Origin of the sequence: Luteibacter sp. SG786 (assembly GCF_011759605.1) — a bacterium.
Lineage (GTDB): Bacteria > Pseudomonadota > Gammaproteobacteria > Xanthomonadales > Rhodanobacteraceae > Luteibacter.
This window is the reverse complement of record NZ_JAAOYX010000001.1, coordinates 2,360,346-2,377,856: the sequence shown is the minus strand read 5'-3', so window position 1 is coordinate 2,377,856 and position 17,511 is coordinate 2,360,346. Positions and strand designations below refer to the sequence as shown.

Sequence of the window (17,511 nt, the reverse complement as noted above, 5' to 3'; positions counted from 1 at the left end):
CGACCTGCCGGTCAGAGGTCTGCCTTGAGCGAAAAATGAATGCGCGTGTCGTGGGCACGCGTGGCCTGCCCGTCCTTGAACGGATAGGCGACCTCGAACGCACCGGTGGCGATGTTGAATATCTGGAAGCGGGTGCCGAGACCCGCGCTGGAAAGGTTGTAGCTGCTCACGCGCCTGCTTCCGGCTTCCGGCTTCGCCGGATCGACGAGGCTGGGCAACGCGTTCATCAGCACGAGGTGCGCGGCATCGACAAAGGCGTGCAGGCGCAGGTCGTTCACCCAGTCGCCGAGGTGCGAAGCGAGCGACGGCGATCGCACTTCCAGTGAGCCGATGGCACCGTGGTCGGCCGTCTGCTCCGCCTCGAGGTAGCCACGCACCGTGCTCTCTCCGCCGGCCGCGTACTGCTCGCTGGAGATCAGCGACGAATTGGACAGCTGCAAGCCAAGGCGCCCCGCCAGCGTGAAGCCGCTGTCCAGCGTGCGGGTATGACCGCCGTCGACCTTCACATAGAAAAAATTGGCCCGGGCCTTGTACCGCTGGTTGTCGAATTCCGCCGCGCTGCTGCCGCCGGCGCGGAATCCGAACGTGCCCCCGATGGCGATGGTGCTGGACGAACGTTCGCCGATCGACTGTCCCTGATAGGTGACGTTGAGCGGGATGTACGTGATCGGCGCTTTCGAGGTCTGCTCGCCCAGGCGGATGTTCTGGTCGAAGTGCTTGCGCGTCAGGCCCAGCGAGAGCGACTGCGAGTACTCGCCATGCGTCGCGAGCGTACGCACGAGACTGAAACCGAATGCGTTGCCCTTGCCGAGCACCGTGGTGCCACCCACCGCGTTCGCATTGCTGTTCGACTTATAGGCCGAGGCGAGCAGGCTCCACTCGCCTCCCAATGGCACCAGGTACGAGCCGGCCCAGACCTCGGCCGCGTTGCGATCCTGCGGCGCCACGATATAGGTGAGTGAGGCGGCCTGGCCTTTCTGAAACAGATTGTCGTCGCGCACGCTGGCCACGGTGCGTAGCTCGGGCGTGTTCACGCTGTGGTCGTTGTTGACTTCCAGGCTCGCATGCAGCGGCGAGGCGTCCGTCACCTTCAGGGTCACGTCCATCGTCTGCGGCAGCTTTCCCGGCGTGAGGACGGGCAGGACTTGCGCGCCGCTGTGGCGATTCACGTCGGTCAGCTGTTGCTGCGCCTCACGGAAATCCGGAACCTCGCCCTCCCGCAAGGCGGGCACCGCCTCGCGAATGTCCTTGGGGGAGCGATAGGTGGCGCCTTCGACGCGAACGCGGCCGATGACGTTCTCGGTGACCTGGAAGCGAATGACTCCTCCCCTCACCTGTTGCTGCGGCAGGTCCACCACCACCGACTGGTAGCCATGCGCCTGGTAGGCCTTCTGCAACGCGTCTCGGGCCGCCGTCACGTCGGACATCGTCTTGCCCGGGCCCATGAACGGATAGATCGCCGTCTCGACGTCCAGCGGCTGCAGCGTGGTGTTGCCGTCGACGACGTACTCGTTGACGTCGAACGCGGCGGGCACATCCTGCGCCGATGCATTCGCAGCGAGGCCAAGGCATACAGCCAGCGCAAGCGCGTGCACCCCGCGGCGGGCGACGACACGCCTCATGCATCCACCCCTGTTGCTCGTGCTTGCACGCTCGATCCCCTGCTGTTCCGTTTGCCCACAAGACGCATGGACGCGGGTGGCACTGAACCGGTGTCACAAAAAATTCACCGAACGCGCCGTGAGGATCGGAACAGACTCAGCTCAACAGCACCCAGCCGCCGGGAAGATGGGTTGCATGCGCACCGTAGGCGTCTTCGATCAGCGTGGCGACATCGGCCATCTGGTCGAGAGTGAAGCGCGCATGGACCCGGCGTTCGGCCAGCGCGCGGTCGGTGATCACGATGCGCCCGGGGCGATAACGATTGATGTCCGCCACCACGTCGGCCAGCGGCTGGTTGTCGTAGATCAGCACGCGGTCGCGCCATGCCAACGCGGTGGCCGGATTCACCGCCACTACGGGCGCCACGCCGCGATCGTCGAACGCTACCTGTTGCGCCGGCTTCACCAGCGTCTGCGTGGCGCCGCGCGAAAGGACCGTCGTGCCATCCAGACAGGTCACCGCCGATTCGTTGTCGATGCAACGCACGGCGAAGGAAGAGCCCGGGCTGGAATCCAGCCGCGCATCCGCCACCTGGACGAGGAACGGCGTCCTTCGTGAAGCTTCGATGCGTACAACCGCTTCGCCCTGGCGCAAGCGCAGGCCGGTGACGACGTTACCGGTCCTGTGCAAGCCGATGTCGGTGCCCGTATTCATTTCGACGACCACGCCGGGAACCACCTCGACCCGGCGTTGCTCGCCTACGGCGGTGTGCAGGCGTCCCGCGCCGGCGCCATACCTTCCCAGATCCAGGCCGTGGCGACCGACCAGCACCGCCGCCACCGATGCGGTCACCGCTGTTGCCAGGAAGACGCGCCTTCCCATGCGCACGCCGTGGCGCGGAACCGCCCGCGCGCTCCGGACCGCCCGGTCGCATTCGGCGATGGCGGGACCCAGGTGTTCCCACATGCTGCGCACCCGCGCGAATGCCTCGGCGTGCCGCGCGTCGGAAAGGCACCAGCGACGGAACGCCTCGCCGTCCTCGCGCGTGGCCGTGCCCGAGGTCAGATGGACGAGCCAGGCCCTCGCCTGACGCTCGCTTTCATTGGTGCTGGTGGTTCCCATACCGCTCAAGACGGATCGCCCGCGCCGGGACCGAACCGCTGGAAAGAACGGCGCCCCACTTTTGTGGCACAGGTCTCAAGGGCCTTCCGCAACTCCTTGCCGACCATGCGCACCGAAATGCCGTAACGCGCCGCGATGTCCGCATGCGGCAGCTCGTCGACCCGGGCCGCGATGAGGATCTCGCGCTGACGGCGGGTCAGGGCGTCGAGTGCTGCGCCGAGCGCCTCCAGGTCCTGGCGCGAGGCCAGTACGGTGGGTGGGTCGGCCGGATCGTCCACACCATGTAGCAGCTCCTCCACCTCCACGCCGGTCAACAGGCGACCGGCACCGCGGTGATGATCCACCGCCAGGTTCAGCGCCATGCGGAAAAGATACGCGGTGGGATTCCCCGGAAGCGGTGCCGCCCGCTCGACTCTCAGATAAGTCTCCTGCAACACGTCGTCCACGATGTCGTCGGAGCGCAGCCGCCGGCGAAGTCGCCTGCGAAAGTCGTCGTAATTGTCGAGGAAGGTGCCGAGCAGTGTGGTCTCCACGGTCATCCCTCCCGCCCGCGCGACGCTGCACAGGGGTCGGAAAGGCCGCGGTCCGACGCAAGCAGAATCGTCACGGGACTGAAACGATGGAAGGTGCCGGCCACACGCACGGCTTGTACCGCCGCCAGCACGTCGTCGTCCCTCGCCGGTTGGTCCGACGGCGCCAATGCGATGGCTTTGCTCACGCTTCCCGTGGCATCGATCCACAACTGCATGGCAAGGCGAAAGGAGCCGGGGCGTGTCGAAGCATGGCTGCAAAGCGCGCGTTCGATCGCCGATTGCAGGACACGGGCGGCACGGTCGTCGAGCACGGGGGGCGGCTCCGCATCCGGCGCCGGCGCCGTATCAGCTGTCGGGGACGACTGCAACGTGACGGTAACGGCGTTCACGGACGAGAACCGGGCCTCGAGGCCCGTGCCGACGAGAAGGATGCGCAGTGCGTTGTGTGGCGACGTCTCACCGTGCAGGCCGCGCGTCTGCCTGTCCGCCACAAGGACATCGTCGAAAAGCACGGCCGTGCCCGATGCCTCGCTGAAGGCGCGCAGGGCCGTGGCGAGAGCTTGTGCCTCGATATCGAAGCGCTTGGGCGCATACGCTCCTTCCGACCCCTGTGGCTGTTCCGTGGAGGCCTGTTCCCTCGCCGTGCATGCCATGGGCGCGAGCAGGACCATGCACGCGACGAGCGCGACGACGCTGCGTGCCACGTTCATTCCTCACGCGTGGGCGGTACGGGACCTCGTCTTCGAGGTGAAGGCTAGGTGCGCCGGATGACAGAACGGCGCAAGAGCGGTGACATGATTAATGACAGGACCATGACGCCAGCCGCTTTGCTTACAGCTGCAACCGGTTACGTGATATGCCTTGCACGGGCGTCACGGAGAAAGTCGATGCGTATCCGGTCCGGCATGGTGGGCGTTGTGCTGATGACGGCACCTGTCGCCGTCGTCGCGCAGGTCGTGGACCTGCCGGCCGTCCATGCGTCGGCAGAAAGCGGCTGTGTCAATCCGGCGCCGGGATCGTCTGTCGGCCTGTCTTACGCCTGTCTCACGCGGCTGATGACGGCCGCGCCCTCACCGCCCGCAGCCGCCCTGCAAACCGATCCGGCGCAGCGACCGAGCAATACGCTAGGCCTCTACAACGCCAGCGGACTTCGCAACCGCATGGGGCCGAATCTCGGCAACTCGGTGCAGCCGTACCGGCCGAAGGTGAGCTACCCGAATCCACTGGTTCACTGAAAAACATGTGGGAGCCGGCTATGCCGGCGATCCCGCGGCAGCGGGCAGGCTTGCCGCAAGCACGATCGCCGCTGAAGCGACTCCCACATGCATCAAGGCTTGTTGAGCGGCACCGTCACCGTGGGTTCGCCGCTGCCCAGCCTTGCTTCGCCACGGTACGGGCGCAGCGATTCGAACTTCTGCTGGTACTCGTCGGTGACCTGCTTCGCTTCGTTGCCGTTCGTGATGACACGCGGCGTGATCAGCACGATGAGTTCCGTGCGATCGCGGTTGCGGGCGGTGGAGCCGAAGAGGCGTCCGATGACAGGTATGCGATTGAGCCCGGGAATGCCTGTATCCGTCACCCCTTCCTGCTGCTTGATCAGGCCGCCCAGGAGCACTGTCTGGCCACTCTGCACCGCCACTTGCGTGGCGACTTCGCGCTGCTGGATGGGGAAGTTGTTCGTGGCCGTGTCCCTCTGGCCCGGCGCGCTCACCACCTGGTTGATGTTGAGGTACACGAGGCCGCCCGGATTCACACGGGGACGCACGTTGAGGATCACGCCGGTGTCCTTGTATTCCACCTGGCCGATCGTGTTGTCCGAATTGGCGTTGGTATTCACGTAGGTCTGCGTGATCGGAATCTGGTCGCCGACCTGGATGTGCGCCTTCTGGTTGTTCAGGACCACCAGGGACGGAGCAGACAGCGTTTTCGTGTTGCCGCTGGTTTCCATCGCGCGCAGGGCGACCGAGAGATTATTGTTCACGAACGAATAGAAGAACGCGTCCTTGCCCTGGTTGAACGTATTGCCGCCGTCGCCCAGCGCCCACTGCTGCTTGTTGCCCGGCTGACCGACCGTGCCGTTCGTGCCACCGACCAGCCCCTCCAGGTACCACTGCACGCCGAACTGGAACTGGCCGGTCAACGCCACCTCGAGAATGCGTGTCTCGATCTGCACCTGCAGCGGCACAGCATCGAGACGCTTGATCGCTTGCTCGATCTCCGCCCACTGCGACGGCCGGCAGCGCACCATGAGCTGGTTGTTCGAATCCACCGAGGTGATGCGCACGCCGTCGTCGGTGGTCACGGGGCCGCTGTGCTGGCGACGCGACGACGAATCGTCGCCGAAGCCGCTGCTGCTGCTGTTCGCCCCGTAGGAACCGAACGACGAACCGCCGTTCATGCCCGACGACGAGCCGGTGAGACCGTTGTTGTTCGTGGTGTTCAGAAGGCTGGACCCCGACGAACCACTGTTGCCGAACGCGCCCGTGGTGCTTCCTAGCCCGGAACCGTCGCGGTTACCCAAGTCGCTGTCGCTGCCGCCGAGCGTGCCGGAACTCAATCCGGGGCCCACGCGACCACCGTTGTCACCGGAACGCCCGCCGCCGGAGCCGCCGCCATAGATATCGGAGAGGTACTGGGCCAGGTCGGACGCCTGGACGTTGCGCACGTCGTACACGTACAGCTGCGGCTCGTTGCCGCCGCCGCGGTCGATGCGGTCGATCCAGCTGCGCACTTCTTCCAGGTACGCGGGCTGCGGGCTGATCACCACGAGCGAATTGGTGCGCTCGATGGGAATGAAGCGCAACAGCCCTGCCATGGGCGTATTGCCCTTCTCGCCGAACAGCTTGTCGAGGGTGGGCGTAAGTTCCTTCACTTCGGCCCGCTGCAGGCTGAACACGCCAACCGACATGCCGCGCAGCCAGTCGACGTCGAAGGTCTTCACCGTGCGTTCGTAGTTGTCCAGTTCGGTCGGCGTGCCCGCCATTACCAGCACGTTGCGCGTCGGGTCGGCCAGCAAGGTGGCGTCGGGCCGCGCGAACGGCTTGATGAGCTTCTGCATCTCGGTGGCCGAGATGAAGCGCAGCGGGAACAGGCGGGCTTGCAGGCCGCCCGGCGGTGCCGTGGCCCCGATGCTGGGCACGAGGTTGCCCGCCACGGCGTCCTTGGCCGGCATCACCACATAGCGGCCGTTGGTCTGCACCAACGCGTTGCCCGTCCAGGACAGCAGCGTTTCCAGGATTGGCAGTGCCTGCTCGCTGGTAACCGGCTGCGAGGTGGAGAACGACACGTTGCCCTGCACACCCGGAACGATCGAGTAGTTCTCGTGCAGCAGGTCGCCGAGGATCGCCTTGACCACCGATTCCACCGGCTGGTTCTCGAAATTGAAGGTGACCGTGCCCGCACCCGCCGCCACCGGCTTGGGCTTGGCCAGGCCCACCGGCTTCACGAATTCACCCGTGCCCGTGGTGATGTCCGGCGCGGCCGCCGGTTGCACCGGCGGATTGGAGTCGGGAAGCGTCAACGGACGCGGAGCAGGCTTTTCGGTGCCGGCCAGCGCCTCGCGCTGCAGCGATCCGTCGTCGCGCGGCTGTGGCAGCGTCGTGCAGCCGGCCAGCGCAACCGCCAGCGCGGTAGCGGCAATCAGGGAACTTCTAGGCATGGAACAACGTACTCCCTCGTTGGACGCGGCACAAACTTTCGACCCCTGGCCTGCTGCCGATCCGCCAACTCTAAAGGGAGGGTCCTTACAGCGCTAGCACCCCGTGGCTGACCTGCTTCACGGGATTCGACATGGGCGCAAATTTAATAGTTCCCTGAAATGCAGCCGACATATCCGCGCAACGAGCGTGTATGCCATCCGGATCCCTGGGCGCCTACGGCGCCCATTCCGCATGGAAGCTGCCCTTCTCGTCCACACGCTCGAAGGTGTGTGCCCCGAAGAAGTCCCGCTGCGCCTGGATGAGGTTGGCCGGCAAAGTCTCCGCCCGGTAGCTGTCATAGTAGGCGACCGCGGCCGAGAAGCCAGGCACCGGCACGCCCACGCGCACCGCCTCGCCCACCACCTCGCGCAAGGCGGCCTGGTACGATTGCGCCACGTCGCGGAAATACGGGTCCAACAGCAGGTTTTTCAGCGCGCCATCATTGCGATAGGCATCGGTGATCTTCTGCAGGAAGCGCGCGCGGATGATGCAACCGGCGCGGAAGATCTTCGCGATGCCGCCGTAGTCGAGGTTCCAGCGGTTCTCGTCCGAAGCCGCGCGCAACTGCGCGAAACCCTGGGCGTACGAGATGATCTTGCTCATGTACAGTGCGCGCCGCACCGATTCGATGAACGCCTTGCGGTCCCCTGCGAAGGCTTCCGCGTTCGGTCCGACGAGTTGGCGGCTGGCGGCGACGCGCTCGTCCTTCATCGAGGAAAGCACGCGCGCGAACACCGATTCGGTGATGAGGGTCAACGGCACGCCGAGATCGAGTGCACTCTGGCTTGTCCACTTGCCCGTGCCTTTCTGCGCGGCGCGGTCGAGGATCATGTCCACCAGCATCTTGCCGCTCTTCTCGTCCTTGCGGCGGAATATCTTCGAGGTGATCTCGATGAGGAAGCTGTCGAGTTCGCCTTCGTTCCATTCGCTGTAGACATCGGCAAGCTCGTCGTTGGAGAGTCCGGCCACGTGCTTCAGCACCGCGTAGCTTTCCGCGATCAGCTGCATGTCGCCGTATTCGATGCCGTTGTGCACCATCTTCACGTAGTGTCCGGCGCCGCCCGGTCCGATGTAGATGACGCAGGGTTCGCCGTCGGGCGCCCGGGCCGCGATCTCGGTGAGGATGGGCGCCACCAGGTCGTAGGCGTCGCGGGGGCCGCCCGGCATGATGGAGGGGCCCTTCAGCGCACCTTCCTCACCGCCCGAGACGCCGGTGCCGATAAAGTGCAGGCCGTCCGCGGCCAGCTCGTCGCCGCGCCGCACGGTGTCCTTGTAATAGGTGTTGCCGCCGTCAATCAGGATGTCGCCCTTGTCCAGCAGGGGGCGCAGCTGTTCGATCACCGCGTCCGTACCCGCGCCGGCCTGCACCATGAGCAGGATGCGGCGCGGCTTCTCCAGGGAATCCACGAAGTCCTCGAGGGTATACGAGGGCACCAGCTTCCTGCCCGGACTGGCGGCCATCACCTCGTCCGTCTTCTCGCGGCTGCGGTTGAAGATGGATACCGCATGACCGCGGCTCTCGATATTCCAGGCAAGGTTGCGCCCCATGACGGCCATGCCGATCACGCCGATCTTTTGCTTGCTCACGGGCGGTACTCCGGTTCGGGGAAGGGGTGAGGATGCGACGTTCTCCATCAAAGCGCCAACATGGCCAGGGTTCTTGCAAGTTTCCCGCACTGCGGCGAAGGCTTTTCCCGGGCTCGGCTATCATGGGCGGCGAACCGGCGGTGGCACCGCCCGGATGGAATCGATACGCATGAACCAGGTGAAGTCGCGCTCTCGCGACAAACGCGTCGCCAGCGCCCGCGAGGCACTGGCCGGTCTCGTGGCCGACGGGCAGACCGTCGCCGTCGGCGGCTTCGGCCTCTGCGGCATACCGGAACTGCTGATCGAGGCGCTGCGCGACTCCGGCGTCACCGGCCTCACCGCCGTCTCCAACAACGCCGGCATCGACGGCGTGGGCCTGGGCCAGCTGCTGGCCACCCGTCAGATCCGCAAGATGATCTCGTCGTACGTGGGCGAGAACAAGGAATTCGAACGGCAGTTCCTCGCAGGTGAACTGGAGGTGGAGTTCACCCCGCAGGGCACACTCGCGGAGAAACTGCGTGCCGGTGGCGCCGGCATCCCGGCCTTCTTCACCCGCACCGGCTACGGCACCCAGGTGGCCGAAGGCAAGGAAACGCGCGAATTCGACGGGCACATGTACGTGATGGAGCGCTCCATCGTGGCCGACGTGGCCCTGGTGAAGGCGTGGAAGGCCGACCCGTCGGGCAACCTCGTCTACCGGAAGACGGCGCGCAACTTCAATCCGATGGTGGCGACGGCCGGCAAGGTCTGCATCGCCGAGGTGGAGATCATGGTCGAGGTAGGCGAGTTGGACCCCGACCAGGTCCACACGCCGGGCATCTACGTCGATCGCATCGTGCACAATCCCGCGCCGTCCAAGCGCATCGAACAGCGCACCGTGCGCGCCTGAGGAGACCCACCATGGCCTGGACCCGCGAACAGATGGCGCAGCGCGCCGCCCTGGAACTCTCCGACGGCGACTATGTGAACCTCGGCATCGGCTTGCCGACGCTGGTGGCGAACCACTTGCCCGACGGCGTCGACGTCTGGCTGCAATCCGAGAACGGACTGCTCGGCATCGGCCCCTTCCCGACCGACGACGAAGTGGACGCCGACCTGATCAACGCCGGCAAGCAGACGGTCACCGCACGTCCCGGCGCGTCGTATTTTTCCAGCGCCGATTCCTTCGCGATGATCCGCGGCGGACATATCGACATCTCCATCCTCGGCGCCATGCAGGTCACCTGCGACGGCGACATCGCGAATTGGATGGTGCCCGGGAAAATGGTGAAGGGCATGGGTGGCGCCATGGACCTCGTGGCCGGCGTGAAACGCGTGGTCGTGCTCATGGAACACATGGCAAAAGACGGCTCGCCGAAGATCCTCACCGAATGCACCCTGCCCCTCACGGGCAAGGGCGTGGTCAACCGGATCATCACCGACCTGGCGGTGTTCGACGTGGGACCGGACGGCCTCGAGTTGAAGGAACTGGCTCCCGGCGTGGACGAGGCCCAGGTTCGCGCCGGCACAGGGTGCGATTTCACCTCGAAGGTGTGACCTTTAGGAGTCGCTTCGGCGGTCATGGTGCTCGCGGCAAGCTTGCCCGCTGCCGCGGGATCGCCGGCATAGCCGGCTCCCACACAGAGCAGGCCGGGCTCTCACACAGAGCAGGCCGGCTCGCATGCAGAGCGGGCCGGCTCTCTGTGGGAGCCGCTTCAGCGGCGATGGGTGCTCGCGATAAGGCCGCCATGCTATCGCCGGCTCCCACCGGGTTTCCTGGCGCAGAAAAGAAGTCGCCCCGCAGAGGACGCCTCAGCATGGGCCTCGGGGGGGAGGTAGGCCGGATGCCGGTAGTTAGCGTCGATGCGGGGCGAGGGACTTGCCGACCCAGGGGGAGGGGTTGGTGGCAAGTCGAGGTGAATCATAGATTTCCTAGGAAATTCCGGCCAATATATATTTCGGCACTCACTTATTCGTAAACCGACTATGTTCGACCTCCGCCAACTCCGCTACTTCGTCGAGGTCGCCGAGACCCTCAGCTTCACCCAGGCGGCGCAACGCCTGCACATTTCCCAGCCCCCGCTCTCCCAGCAGATACAATCGCTTGAGGCCGACCTCGGTGTGCGCCTGCTCGACCGCAATCGCCGCCGGGTCGCCCTCACGGAGCCGGGCCGGCTTTTCCTCGCGGAAGCCAAGGCGATCCTCGCGCGCGCCGACAGCGCCCGCACGGTGGTGGCCGAGGCGGCGGCCGGGTTCACCGGCCATCTTCGCCTGGCCTATGCCGTATCGGTTTCCTTCCATCCGGCGCTGCCCGAGACCCTGCTCCGCTTCTCCCATGCGGTTCCCGGCGTGAGCCTGCACCTGGGCGAAATGTTCACCGGCGCCCAGTACGACGCCATCCTGGCCGGACAGATCGACGTGGGACTGCTGCGGGCCCACCCGGAGGGTGTCGCGAACACACGCCAGCTCAATGTCGAGGTGATCGACCACGAACCGCTGGTGATCGCCATGCCGGCGGGCCACCGGCTGGCGAAGCAGCCGCTCTTGCGCATGGCCGATCTGGCCGGCGAGCGGTTCGTGGCCCCGCCCCGCGCCCAGGCGGCGACCCTGAACGACCGGCTGGCACTGCTCGCCAACAAGGCCGGTTTCCGCCCACAGATACGCCAGGAAGCCCAGCAGATTCCTTCCCTGCTCCCTCTTGTGGCCGCCGGGCTCGGCGTGGCCCTGGTTCCGGCATCGCTCCGCGTGGTGCACCTGAAGGGCCTGGCCTTCGTGCCGGTGGACGACCCGGAAGCCCACCTGTTGCTGGCGGTGGCGTCCCGCGTGGACAATACGTCGCCCGTGCTGGACAGCTTCCTGCGCACCATCCGCGAAGCGCGGTCGAAGCTGGGCCTGGGCCCGTAGGAGCGCGCCCTGCGCGTTTTATGCCCGCGCCGGGTACGACGGCTTTTCGCCAGGTGCACCACGGCCGCCATCCGCGCCCCTATATCAAGCTTGCGGGCGGCATAACAAGCCGCTACAATTCCGTTTTTCCTTGTCCTTAAAGTTTCAGGAGCTGGCCGTGAAGGTGCTTTCCTCTTTGAAGTCCGCGAAGTCGCGTCACCGTGACTGCAAAGTCGTTCGCCGTCGCGGCAAAGTGTTCGTGATCTGCAAGAGCAACCCGCGTTTCAAGGCCCGTCAGCGCTGATCCAGCTGCGACGTGCTTGAGAAAGAAGGCCGCGAAAGCGGCCTTTTTTTGTGGGAGCCGCTTCAGCGGCGATGGGTGCTCGCGACAAGCTTGCCCGCTGCCGCGGGATCGCCGGCAGAGCCGGCTCCCACACAGAGCGGGTCGACTACCACAGCCCCCTAACCGCGCGCCTCGCTCAGATAGGGCGAATCCGGGATATCTCCCGTGTCGCCCATGAACACGCAGTTGCGCCCTGCCCGCTTCGCGCGGTACAGCGCGGCGTCGGCCACCACGAGCAGCCGGTGCAGCTCGAACCCGCATTGCGTGGTGCTCGCGATGCCGAAGCTGGCCGTGGCCGTGAGCTCGGGCCGCGCCTGTGTGGCGGAGGTGGCCGCGATCGAGAGGCGCAACTGCTCCGCGCGGGCGCGAGCCTGCGCTGGACTGCAATCGGGCAGCAGCACCGCGAATTCCTCGCCTCCCAGTCGGCCGAACACGTCGCACGCGTGAAGTGCGCGGCGGCAGACGTCCACCGCGCGCTTGAGCACTTCGTCGCCCACCGCGTGCCCGTAGGTGTCGTTCACCGTCTTGAAGTGATCCAGGTCGAACAGGATCAGGCATGCGCCGCGGTCCGAACGCGCGCCGTAGGCGAGCACGCGTTGCGCCTGGTCCACGAAATGCTCGCGGTTGCAGATGCCCGTGAGGCCGTCGCGACGCGCCAGCTTCATGAAGCGCAACTGCGAACGCCGCAACCACAACAGCAGCCAACCGATCGCACCGAGGCTGGCGAGCAGCACCACGATGTACAGACGGCCCGTTTCCACTTCCTTCCTGTCCAGCGCACCCGTGAGGCGAAGGATCTCGTTCTGTTTGTTCAGCGCGTCGACCTCCGCCTTCCTGGCCAGCAGTTGCTGATCCACGATCTGGAAAGCGAGGCTGCGCGCGCTCACGTCGTTGAGGTAAGCCTTGTCGGCTTGCATGTATTTCTCGTGGTAATCCAGCGCGGCCTGCGCATTGCCCAGGCGTCGCTCCACTTCGTAAAGAACCCAGTACCCCATGCGCCGCGGATCGGTGAATTCGCCCTTGATCGAGGCCGCCACCGCGGACAGCCCGAAGCGGCGCGCATTGGCAAGATCGCCCAACTTCAGATACGCCTGCGCGAGCGTGGCGTCGTATTCCGTAAGCAACGCGGGATAGTTCAGCGTGCGCAGGCCGTCGCGCGACTCCGTGAGCAACTTCACCGCTTCCGCCGCCTTCCCCTGGCCCAGTTGGAAGGCCGCGATATCGGCGCGCATCGTGTCCGCGAAAACATCGTTGCCCGTCGCATCGCAGACCTCGATGGCTCGGAAATACATCGGATCCAGCGTCTTGAGGCGATTCGCCTCGCGCTGCGCGCGCAACAGGTGCTGTGCGCCGACGCAGTTCGTCTGGCCGGGCGGCGGGTTTTCCATCATTTCGCGCGCATACGCTTCGGCCTGCTCGAACTGGCCGGCGGAACTGAGCAGCTGCGACGCCTCGCCCAGCCCCTGGAAACGCGCCTTGCGATCGCGAATGGATGGCATCAGGTCCTGCAACTGGCCGAGCCGCACGAAGGCTTCCTGGTAGCGATGCCCCACGCCGAGAAGATTGATCAGCGTGGCGGTCGCGCGGAAGCGCAACACGCTGTCGGTGGCATTGTCCGCCACCTCTTCCAATGCTTTCCGTCCGTTCTCGTAGTCGCCGATCCAGGTGTACCGCCATCCCTGGAGGAAGCGCAGCTTCCAGTGCTGGAGCGATGCCAGCTTCGCGTCGCGCGTTGCCAGATCGTCCACCAGATGGCCGAACGTCTGGAAATCCGTGATCTTGATGGCGTCCGCCCGATCCAGGATCGCGTCGGTGGACGAAGGATTGGCCGACTCGTCCGTCGCCGCGCGCGATGCCGTGCAGACCACCAGCAGCACGGCGGCGAGCATCGGTAGCGCATGGCGCAAGGTGCGTCTCACGGCATCAGCCGGTGGGATCCGCGGATGGCGTGCGGGAGATGCTTTCCGGGGGAACGTCCGTGTCGTCGTCGTCGTCCTCGCCATCGAACGGATCCTCTTCGCGCGCGGGACTGTCCGGCAGTTGCGAACTGATGTATTCCCGCTGGCCAAACAAGGCACGAAGAGCGTCGCCATCGTTCGTCGCCAGCGCGTCACCTAACGCGACGTCGTCGACGCCGGCCTCCAGCAGCGCCGTTCGCATCGCGTCCGCGGATGCGTGACGCAATGACGCGTCGCTGCCGACGCGCGCAAGAAATTCGATAACCTTCCCCATCTGCCCGTCCTTTGGGCCGGAGCCTGTCCGGCCCTCGCGGCGCACCTCCCCTCGAGGCCACTCGCGAGCGGATCATAGTCCTCCGCGCCGGCCCGGAGTAGTAGGCCAACCGCACCGGCCGAAGGGAATGCGACGCAGGTCAGATACCTGGCGTGACAGGTACCGAAAATGCGGGACCAGGGTCAGACCAGCGTGGCGGCCTTCTGCAGGGCGATCCACACGCCCACGAGGAAGGGGACGCCCACCGCCAGCCACGCCAGCGCTCCCACGATGCCGAACCGGACGGGGTGCGGCCGTTCTCAGGCGGCCGAAGCGTACTGCGCGTATTTCGACGTCTTCAGCCAGGTCGGGAAATCGATCTTCCCCAGATGGGCACCCTGCCCCGCGACAAGGGAATCCGGCTGGAGCCGCGCTCCGAAGTAGGGAGCGTTCGCGTCGCCCACGACGTCGTGCGTATCCTTCACGATCGTGAGGAAGCGGGCGACGAGATCGGCCATGGGAAATTTCTCCGGCCCACCGATCTCCACGATGCCGTTGACCGGCGTACCGAGCGTGCCGGCGGTAACGGCGTCGGCTACCTCGTCCGATGCGATCGGCTGGATGAACGCCGTGGGAAGGGTAAGGCTGCCGCTCGAGGCCGCGGACTGCGCGATGCCACCGAGAAATTCAAAGAACTGCGTGGAGCGCACGATGGTGTACGGGATACCGGATGTTGCGACGATCCGCTCCTGCGCCAGCTTCGCGCGGAGGTATTCGCTGTCGGTCAACCTGTCGGCACCGACCACCGACAACGCCACATGATGGGTGACGCCGGCCCGCTTTTCGGCCGCGACAAGGTTGCGGCCCGCCGTCTCGAAGAATTCGAGCACCTGTGGCCCTACGAAAACCGGCGAATTGGCGAGGTCCAGCACGGTATCGACGCCCGCCATCGCGGCGTCCAGTCCTTCCCCGGTAAGCGTATTCACGCCCGAGGACGGCGATGCCGCAATCGCTTCGTGACCCTTCGCGCGCAGGCGCTCCACCACTTTGCTACCGATGAGGCCGGTGCCGCCGATGACGAGGATTTTCATGGTCGTGACCTCCGTTGAACGTCGGATCATCGTAGGTTCGGCGGACGGCACCGGGTAGCGCCGTCGGCGGGATCACCATGTTGCCGCTGCGACACCAATGGGCAAGCCGCTGCCGCATTCCAGATCCAGCGCACGAATGGCAGCGATCATGAAATCGATGAACACACGGATTCGCGACGGCAGTTGCCGGCGACTTTGGTAGCACACGTAGTGGCCGCGATCGTCGGGAGCGTATTGGGGGAGGCACGCCACCAGGCGCCCGGAGCGCAGGTGTTCGCACACCTGGTATCCCGCGAGTTGGCCGATGCCGCGTCCGTCGAGCACGGCTTGCAGCACCAGATCGGTGTCGTTGAACACCTCCATGGCCGGGGGCAGCGCCTTGCGCAGGCGGCCATCGACCTTGAACTCCCACTCGTCGATGCGCCCCGATCCCGCGCGGTAGTGGATACCGTGGTGTGCGGCCAGCGCCTCGACACTTTCGATCGCACCGTGATCGCGCAGGTAATCGGGCGTGGCGCATACGAACATCTGCATCGGAACGACCTGCCGCGCGACGATCTGACTGTCCTCCATGCGTCCGTTGCGGAAGGCCACATCGATGCGGTCGCCCGTGAAATCGAATGATCGATCGTCGAGCAACAGGTCGATCGCTATACCCGGATAGCTTTCGCGAAAACGGTTCAGCAGCGGCGCCACCACCTTGCGTCCGAACCCTACCGGCGCGCCTATCCGCAGTTGTCCGCGCGGCGGCCCGTCTTGCAGTTCGCGCATGTCGTCCAGGGCCTGGGCGATCTTCTCCACGCCGGGATGGCAGTTCTCGAAAAAGATCTCCCCTTCGTGGGTGAGTGCTGTGCTGCGCGTGGTGCGCGAGAAAAGCCGGGCGCCCACCTGCTGCTCCAGCTTCTGCACGCTGCGGCTGACCGCCGACCGGCCGATGCCGAGGCGATCCGCGGCGCGCGCGAAACTCCCCTCGTTCACTACGGCGATGAAGGCGATCACCCCTGCGTAGCTCGCCGAGAAGGAGGTGGCAAGCGCGTCCGCGCCCCCGCAGACCGACGGCGGATAGGAGTTCATGACTGATCCTCGTTTCGGAGCGGAGCCCGGCATACGCCGGCCTCCTGTATGAAAGAGCGCGCGACCCGGAGGAGTTCGCGACAGGCGGCGGCGTCGCGGCGCAGCAGCAGGGAAACCTCGTCGATACCGGCTTCGAAGATGTCGCTCATCAGGAAGGCCACGCGCGCGTCCGGGGGCAAGGCCTCCAACGTGTCCAGCAAGCCGACGAAAACGGCGTCCAGCGGCTGCTTCGTCGATAGCTGTCTGCGCAGACTTTCGTAGACGGAGGTATGAGGGTCCATACCCTACAGACGTAACAGCCACCCGGGCTGTGACAGGGCGATTGGTGTCCGGCGGGCAACGCCGTGATCACGACCGCGTGTCTACTCCACGCGACCGTACGGCCATAGCCTTTCGCTCATCTCCCACAGAGTACCTACCCATGACGCAGCGCCTCGATTACATGCAGCAGTCCCCGGACATGGTCAAGAAGCTCATGGAGCTCAGCGCCCTGTACAAGAAGTCCACCCTGGGCGAGACGATCAACGACCTGGTGAACATCCGCGCCTCGCAATTGAACGGCTGCGCGTTTTGCGTGGACATGCACAACAAGGAAGCGAAGATCCACGGCGAGCGCGAATTGCGCCTGTACCACGTGGCCATCTGGCGGGAATCGCCCATGTTCGAGCCGCGCGAGCGCGCCGCGCTGGCCTGGACCGAAGCACTGACCCGTATTCCCGAGCACGGCGTTCCCGACGAGCTTTACGAACGCGTCCGCGCCCATTTCTCCGAGAAGGAACTCTCCGACCTGACGTTCCAGATCATGGTCATCAACGCATGGAACCGCGCCAACGTGGCCTTCCTTCCCGTGCCCGGCGCATTCGACAAGGCATGGGGCCTGAACAAGGCGGGCCTCTCCTGAGCCCACTAACCGAGGATTCCACCATGCGTATCGCCAAGCTGCTCGCCCTCCTCCTCGCCTTCGCCCCGGCACTCGCCCTGGCCCAGAAGGATCCCGCCGACGGCGCACCCCAGCCCGACGTCAAGGACCTCATGACGAAGGCGCTGAAAGACAACCCGGGCAAGGAAATCACCCTGATTTCCGTGGATTACCCGCCCGGAGCCATCGAGCACGTGCACCGTCACGACGCCCACGCCATGCTTTACGTGATCGAAGGCAACATCGTGATGGGTGTGAAGGGCAAGCCGGAGCAGACCCTGAAGGCCGGCGACACCTTCTATGAAGGCCCCGACGACATTCACACCGTAGGCCGCAACGCGAGCAAGACCGAACCGGCACGGTTCGTGGTGTTCATCCTGAAGGACAAGGGCAAGCCCCTGGTGATGCCCGTCCGCTGAACGATTTTGCCCAAGACGCGTCACAAACGCGGTGGCAGAATCGTCTGGAT

18 protein-coding genes are annotated in these 17,511 nt (G+C 65.5%); 7 read left to right on the top strand and 11 right to left on the bottom strand.

Features of this window, described 5'->3' with window-relative positions:
* Nucleotides 1-11 precede the first annotated feature (11 nt).
* The 4 genes from FHS47_RS10930 to FHS47_RS10915 form a co-directional block, all read right to left on the bottom strand.
* Nucleotides 12-1,622, bottom strand: coding sequence for a ShlB/FhaC/HecB family hemolysin secretion/activation protein (locus FHS47_RS10930; RefSeq protein ID WP_167026931.1), 1,611 nt, complete (start codon nucleotides 1,620-1,622; stop codon nucleotides 12-14).
* Nucleotides 1,623-1,758: 136 nt separating this feature from the next.
* On the bottom strand, nucleotides 1,759-2,724 hold the full coding sequence (locus tag FHS47_RS10925; protein WP_167026928.1) for a DUF4880 domain-containing protein: 966 nt from the start codon (nucleotides 2,722-2,724) through the stop codon (nucleotides 1,759-1,761).
* A gap of 5 nt (nucleotides 2,725-2,729) precedes the next feature.
* Nucleotides 2,730-3,263 (bottom strand): RNA polymerase sigma factor, encoded by a 534-nt coding sequence (locus tag FHS47_RS10920; protein ID WP_167026925.1) that lies wholly within the window; start codon nucleotides 3,261-3,263, stop codon nucleotides 2,730-2,732.
* On the bottom strand, nucleotides 3,260-3,961 hold the full coding sequence (locus FHS47_RS10915) for an STN domain-containing protein (RefSeq protein ID WP_167026922.1): 702 nt from the start codon (nucleotides 3,959-3,961) through the stop codon (nucleotides 3,260-3,262). Before FHS47_RS10915 ends, FHS47_RS10920 begins: the two co-directional genes overlap by 4 nt.
* A 183-nt stretch (nucleotides 3,962-4,144) precedes the next feature.
* Between FHS47_RS10915 and FHS47_RS10910 the strand changes: the two genes are divergently transcribed.
* Nucleotides 4,145-4,492: a hypothetical protein gene (locus FHS47_RS10910; protein WP_167026920.1), complete on the top strand. Its 348-nt coding sequence runs from the start codon at nucleotides 4,145-4,147 to the stop codon at nucleotides 4,490-4,492.
* A gap of 92 nt (nucleotides 4,493-4,584) precedes the next feature.
* On the opposite strand, the gene gspD is transcribed toward FHS47_RS10910, so the two are convergent.
* Nucleotides 4,585-6,915 carry a type II secretion system secretin GspD gene (gene gspD, locus FHS47_RS10905; RefSeq protein WP_167026917.1) on the bottom strand — a complete coding sequence of 777 codons (2,331 nt, stop codon included), beginning with the start codon at nucleotides 6,913-6,915 and terminating at the stop codon, nucleotides 4,585-4,587.
* A 214-nt stretch (nucleotides 6,916-7,129) separates the two neighbouring features.
* Entirely contained in the window at nucleotides 7,130-8,542 is a 1,413-nt protein-coding gene (gene gndA / locus FHS47_RS10900; RefSeq protein WP_167026914.1) for an NADP-dependent phosphogluconate dehydrogenase, read from the bottom strand.
* Nucleotides 8,543-8,711: 169 nt separating this feature from the next.
* On the opposite strand from gndA, the gene FHS47_RS10895 reads away from it, so the two are divergent.
* The 4 genes from FHS47_RS10895 to ykgO all read left to right on the top strand — a co-directional run bounded on the left by FHS47_RS10895 (nucleotide 8,712) and on the right by ykgO (nucleotide 11,708).
* Nucleotides 8,712-9,431, top strand: a complete 720-nt coding sequence (locus FHS47_RS10895; RefSeq protein ID WP_167026911.1) for a CoA transferase subunit A — start codon at nucleotides 8,712-8,714, stop codon at nucleotides 9,429-9,431.
* An 11-nt stretch (nucleotides 9,432-9,442) separates the two neighbouring features.
* Nucleotides 9,443-10,078, top strand: a complete 636-nt coding sequence (locus FHS47_RS10890) for a CoA transferase subunit B (protein ID WP_167026908.1) — start codon at nucleotides 9,443-9,445, stop codon at nucleotides 10,076-10,078.
* 429 nt (nucleotides 10,079-10,507) lie between these two features.
* Nucleotides 10,508-11,425 (top strand): LysR substrate-binding domain-containing protein, encoded by a 918-nt coding sequence (locus tag FHS47_RS10885; protein WP_167026905.1) that lies wholly within the window; start codon nucleotides 10,508-10,510, stop codon nucleotides 11,423-11,425.
* 157 nt (nucleotides 11,426-11,582) lie between these two features.
* On the top strand, nucleotides 11,583-11,708 hold the full coding sequence (gene ykgO / locus FHS47_RS10880; protein ID WP_029213509.1) for a type B 50S ribosomal protein L36: 126 nt from the start codon (nucleotides 11,583-11,585) through the stop codon (nucleotides 11,706-11,708).
* Between the two features lie 158 nt (nucleotides 11,709-11,866).
* Here ykgO and FHS47_RS20015 read toward each other — a convergent pair whose 3' ends face one another.
* The 5 genes from FHS47_RS20015 to FHS47_RS10850 all read right to left on the bottom strand — a co-directional run bounded on the left by FHS47_RS20015 (nucleotide 11,867) and on the right by FHS47_RS10850 (nucleotide 16,404).
* Nucleotides 11,867-13,666: a GGDEF domain-containing protein gene (locus FHS47_RS20015; RefSeq protein ID WP_167026902.1), complete on the bottom strand. Its 1,800-nt coding sequence runs from the start codon at nucleotides 13,664-13,666 to the stop codon at nucleotides 11,867-11,869.
* Nucleotides 13,667-13,670: 4 nt separating this feature from the next.
* Complete coding sequence (locus FHS47_RS10870) at nucleotides 13,671-13,979, bottom strand: DUF2950 domain-containing protein (RefSeq protein ID WP_167026899.1); 309 nt, start codon at nucleotides 13,977-13,979, stop codon at nucleotides 13,671-13,673.
* 299 nt (nucleotides 13,980-14,278) lie between these two features.
* Nucleotides 14,279-15,049, bottom strand: a complete 771-nt coding sequence (locus FHS47_RS10860) for an SDR family oxidoreductase (RefSeq protein ID WP_167026896.1) — start codon at nucleotides 15,047-15,049, stop codon at nucleotides 14,279-14,281.
* Between the two features lie 72 nt (nucleotides 15,050-15,121).
* A complete protein-coding gene (locus FHS47_RS10855) occupies nucleotides 15,122-16,123 on the bottom strand; it encodes a LysR family transcriptional regulator (RefSeq protein WP_167026892.1) in 1,002 nt (333 codons plus the stop codon).
* On the bottom strand, nucleotides 16,120-16,404 hold the full coding sequence (locus FHS47_RS10850; RefSeq protein ID WP_167026889.1) for a sigma factor-like helix-turn-helix DNA-binding protein: 285 nt from the start codon (nucleotides 16,402-16,404) through the stop codon (nucleotides 16,120-16,122). The genes FHS47_RS10855 and FHS47_RS10850 overlap by 4 nt, the downstream gene beginning before the upstream one ends.
* Before the next feature lie 140 nt (nucleotides 16,405-16,544).
* Here FHS47_RS10850 and FHS47_RS10845 point away from each other — a divergent pair, with 140 nt between their 5' ends.
* Together FHS47_RS10845 and FHS47_RS10840 are read left to right on the top strand one after the other, a co-directional pair.
* Nucleotides 16,545-17,024: a carboxymuconolactone decarboxylase family protein gene (locus FHS47_RS10845; RefSeq protein ID WP_167026886.1), complete on the top strand. Its 480-nt coding sequence runs from the start codon at nucleotides 16,545-16,547 to the stop codon at nucleotides 17,022-17,024.
* 23 nt (nucleotides 17,025-17,047) lie between these two features.
* Nucleotides 17,048-17,461 (top strand): cupin domain-containing protein, encoded by a 414-nt coding sequence (locus FHS47_RS10840; protein WP_167026883.1) that lies wholly within the window; start codon nucleotides 17,048-17,050, stop codon nucleotides 17,459-17,461.
* The last annotated feature ends 50 nt before the right edge of the window (nucleotides 17,462-17,511 follow it).

What these genes read in the sequence shown, in the direction of transcription:
- FHS47_RS10885 (WP_167026905.1), top strand. Translation starts at nt 10,508, where the DNA reads ATGTTCGACCTCCGCCAACTCCGCTACTTCGTCGAGGTCGCCGAGACC.
- FHS47_RS10840 (WP_167026883.1), top strand. Translation starts at nt 17,048, where the DNA reads ATGCGTATCGCCAAGCTGCTCGCCCTCCTCCTCGCCTTCGCCCCGGCA.
- FHS47_RS10895 (WP_167026911.1), top strand. Translation starts at nt 8,712, where the DNA reads ATGAACCAGGTGAAGTCGCGCTCTCGCGACAAACGCGTCGCCAGCGCC.
- gspD (WP_167026917.1), bottom strand. Translation starts at nt 6,915, where the DNA reads ATGCCTAGAAGTTCCCTGATTGCCGCTACCGCGCTGGCGGTTGCGCTG.
- FHS47_RS10925 (WP_167026928.1), bottom strand. Translation starts at nt 2,724, where the DNA reads ATGGGAACCACCAGCACCAATGAAAGCGAGCGTCAGGCGAGGGCCTGG.
- FHS47_RS10845 (WP_167026886.1), top strand. Translation starts at nt 16,545, where the DNA reads ATGACGCAGCGCCTCGATTACATGCAGCAGTCCCCGGACATGGTCAAG.
- FHS47_RS10920 (WP_167026925.1), bottom strand. Translation starts at nt 3,263, where the DNA reads ATGACCGTGGAGACCACACTGCTCGGCACCTTCCTCGACAATTACGAC.
- FHS47_RS10870 (WP_167026899.1), bottom strand. Translation starts at nt 13,979, where the DNA reads ATGGGGAAGGTTATCGAATTTCTTGCGCGCGTCGGCAGCGACGCGTCA.
- FHS47_RS10860 (WP_167026896.1), bottom strand. Translation starts at nt 15,049, where the DNA reads ATGAAAATCCTCGTCATCGGCGGCACCGGCCTCATCGGTAGCAAAGTG.
- FHS47_RS10930 (WP_167026931.1), bottom strand. Translation starts at nt 1,622, where the DNA reads ATGAGGCGTGTCGTCGCCCGCCGCGGGGTGCACGCGCTTGCGCTGGCT.
- FHS47_RS10910 (WP_167026920.1), top strand. Translation starts at nt 4,145, where the DNA reads ATGCGTATCCGGTCCGGCATGGTGGGCGTTGTGCTGATGACGGCACCT.
- FHS47_RS10850 (WP_167026889.1), bottom strand. Translation starts at nt 16,404, where the DNA reads ATGGACCCTCATACCTCCGTCTACGAAAGTCTGCGCAGACAGCTATCG.
- FHS47_RS10855 (WP_167026892.1), bottom strand. Translation starts at nt 16,123, where the DNA reads ATGAACTCCTATCCGCCGTCGGTCTGCGGGGGCGCGGACGCGCTTGCC.
- FHS47_RS10890 (WP_167026908.1), top strand. Translation starts at nt 9,443, where the DNA reads ATGGCCTGGACCCGCGAACAGATGGCGCAGCGCGCCGCCCTGGAACTC.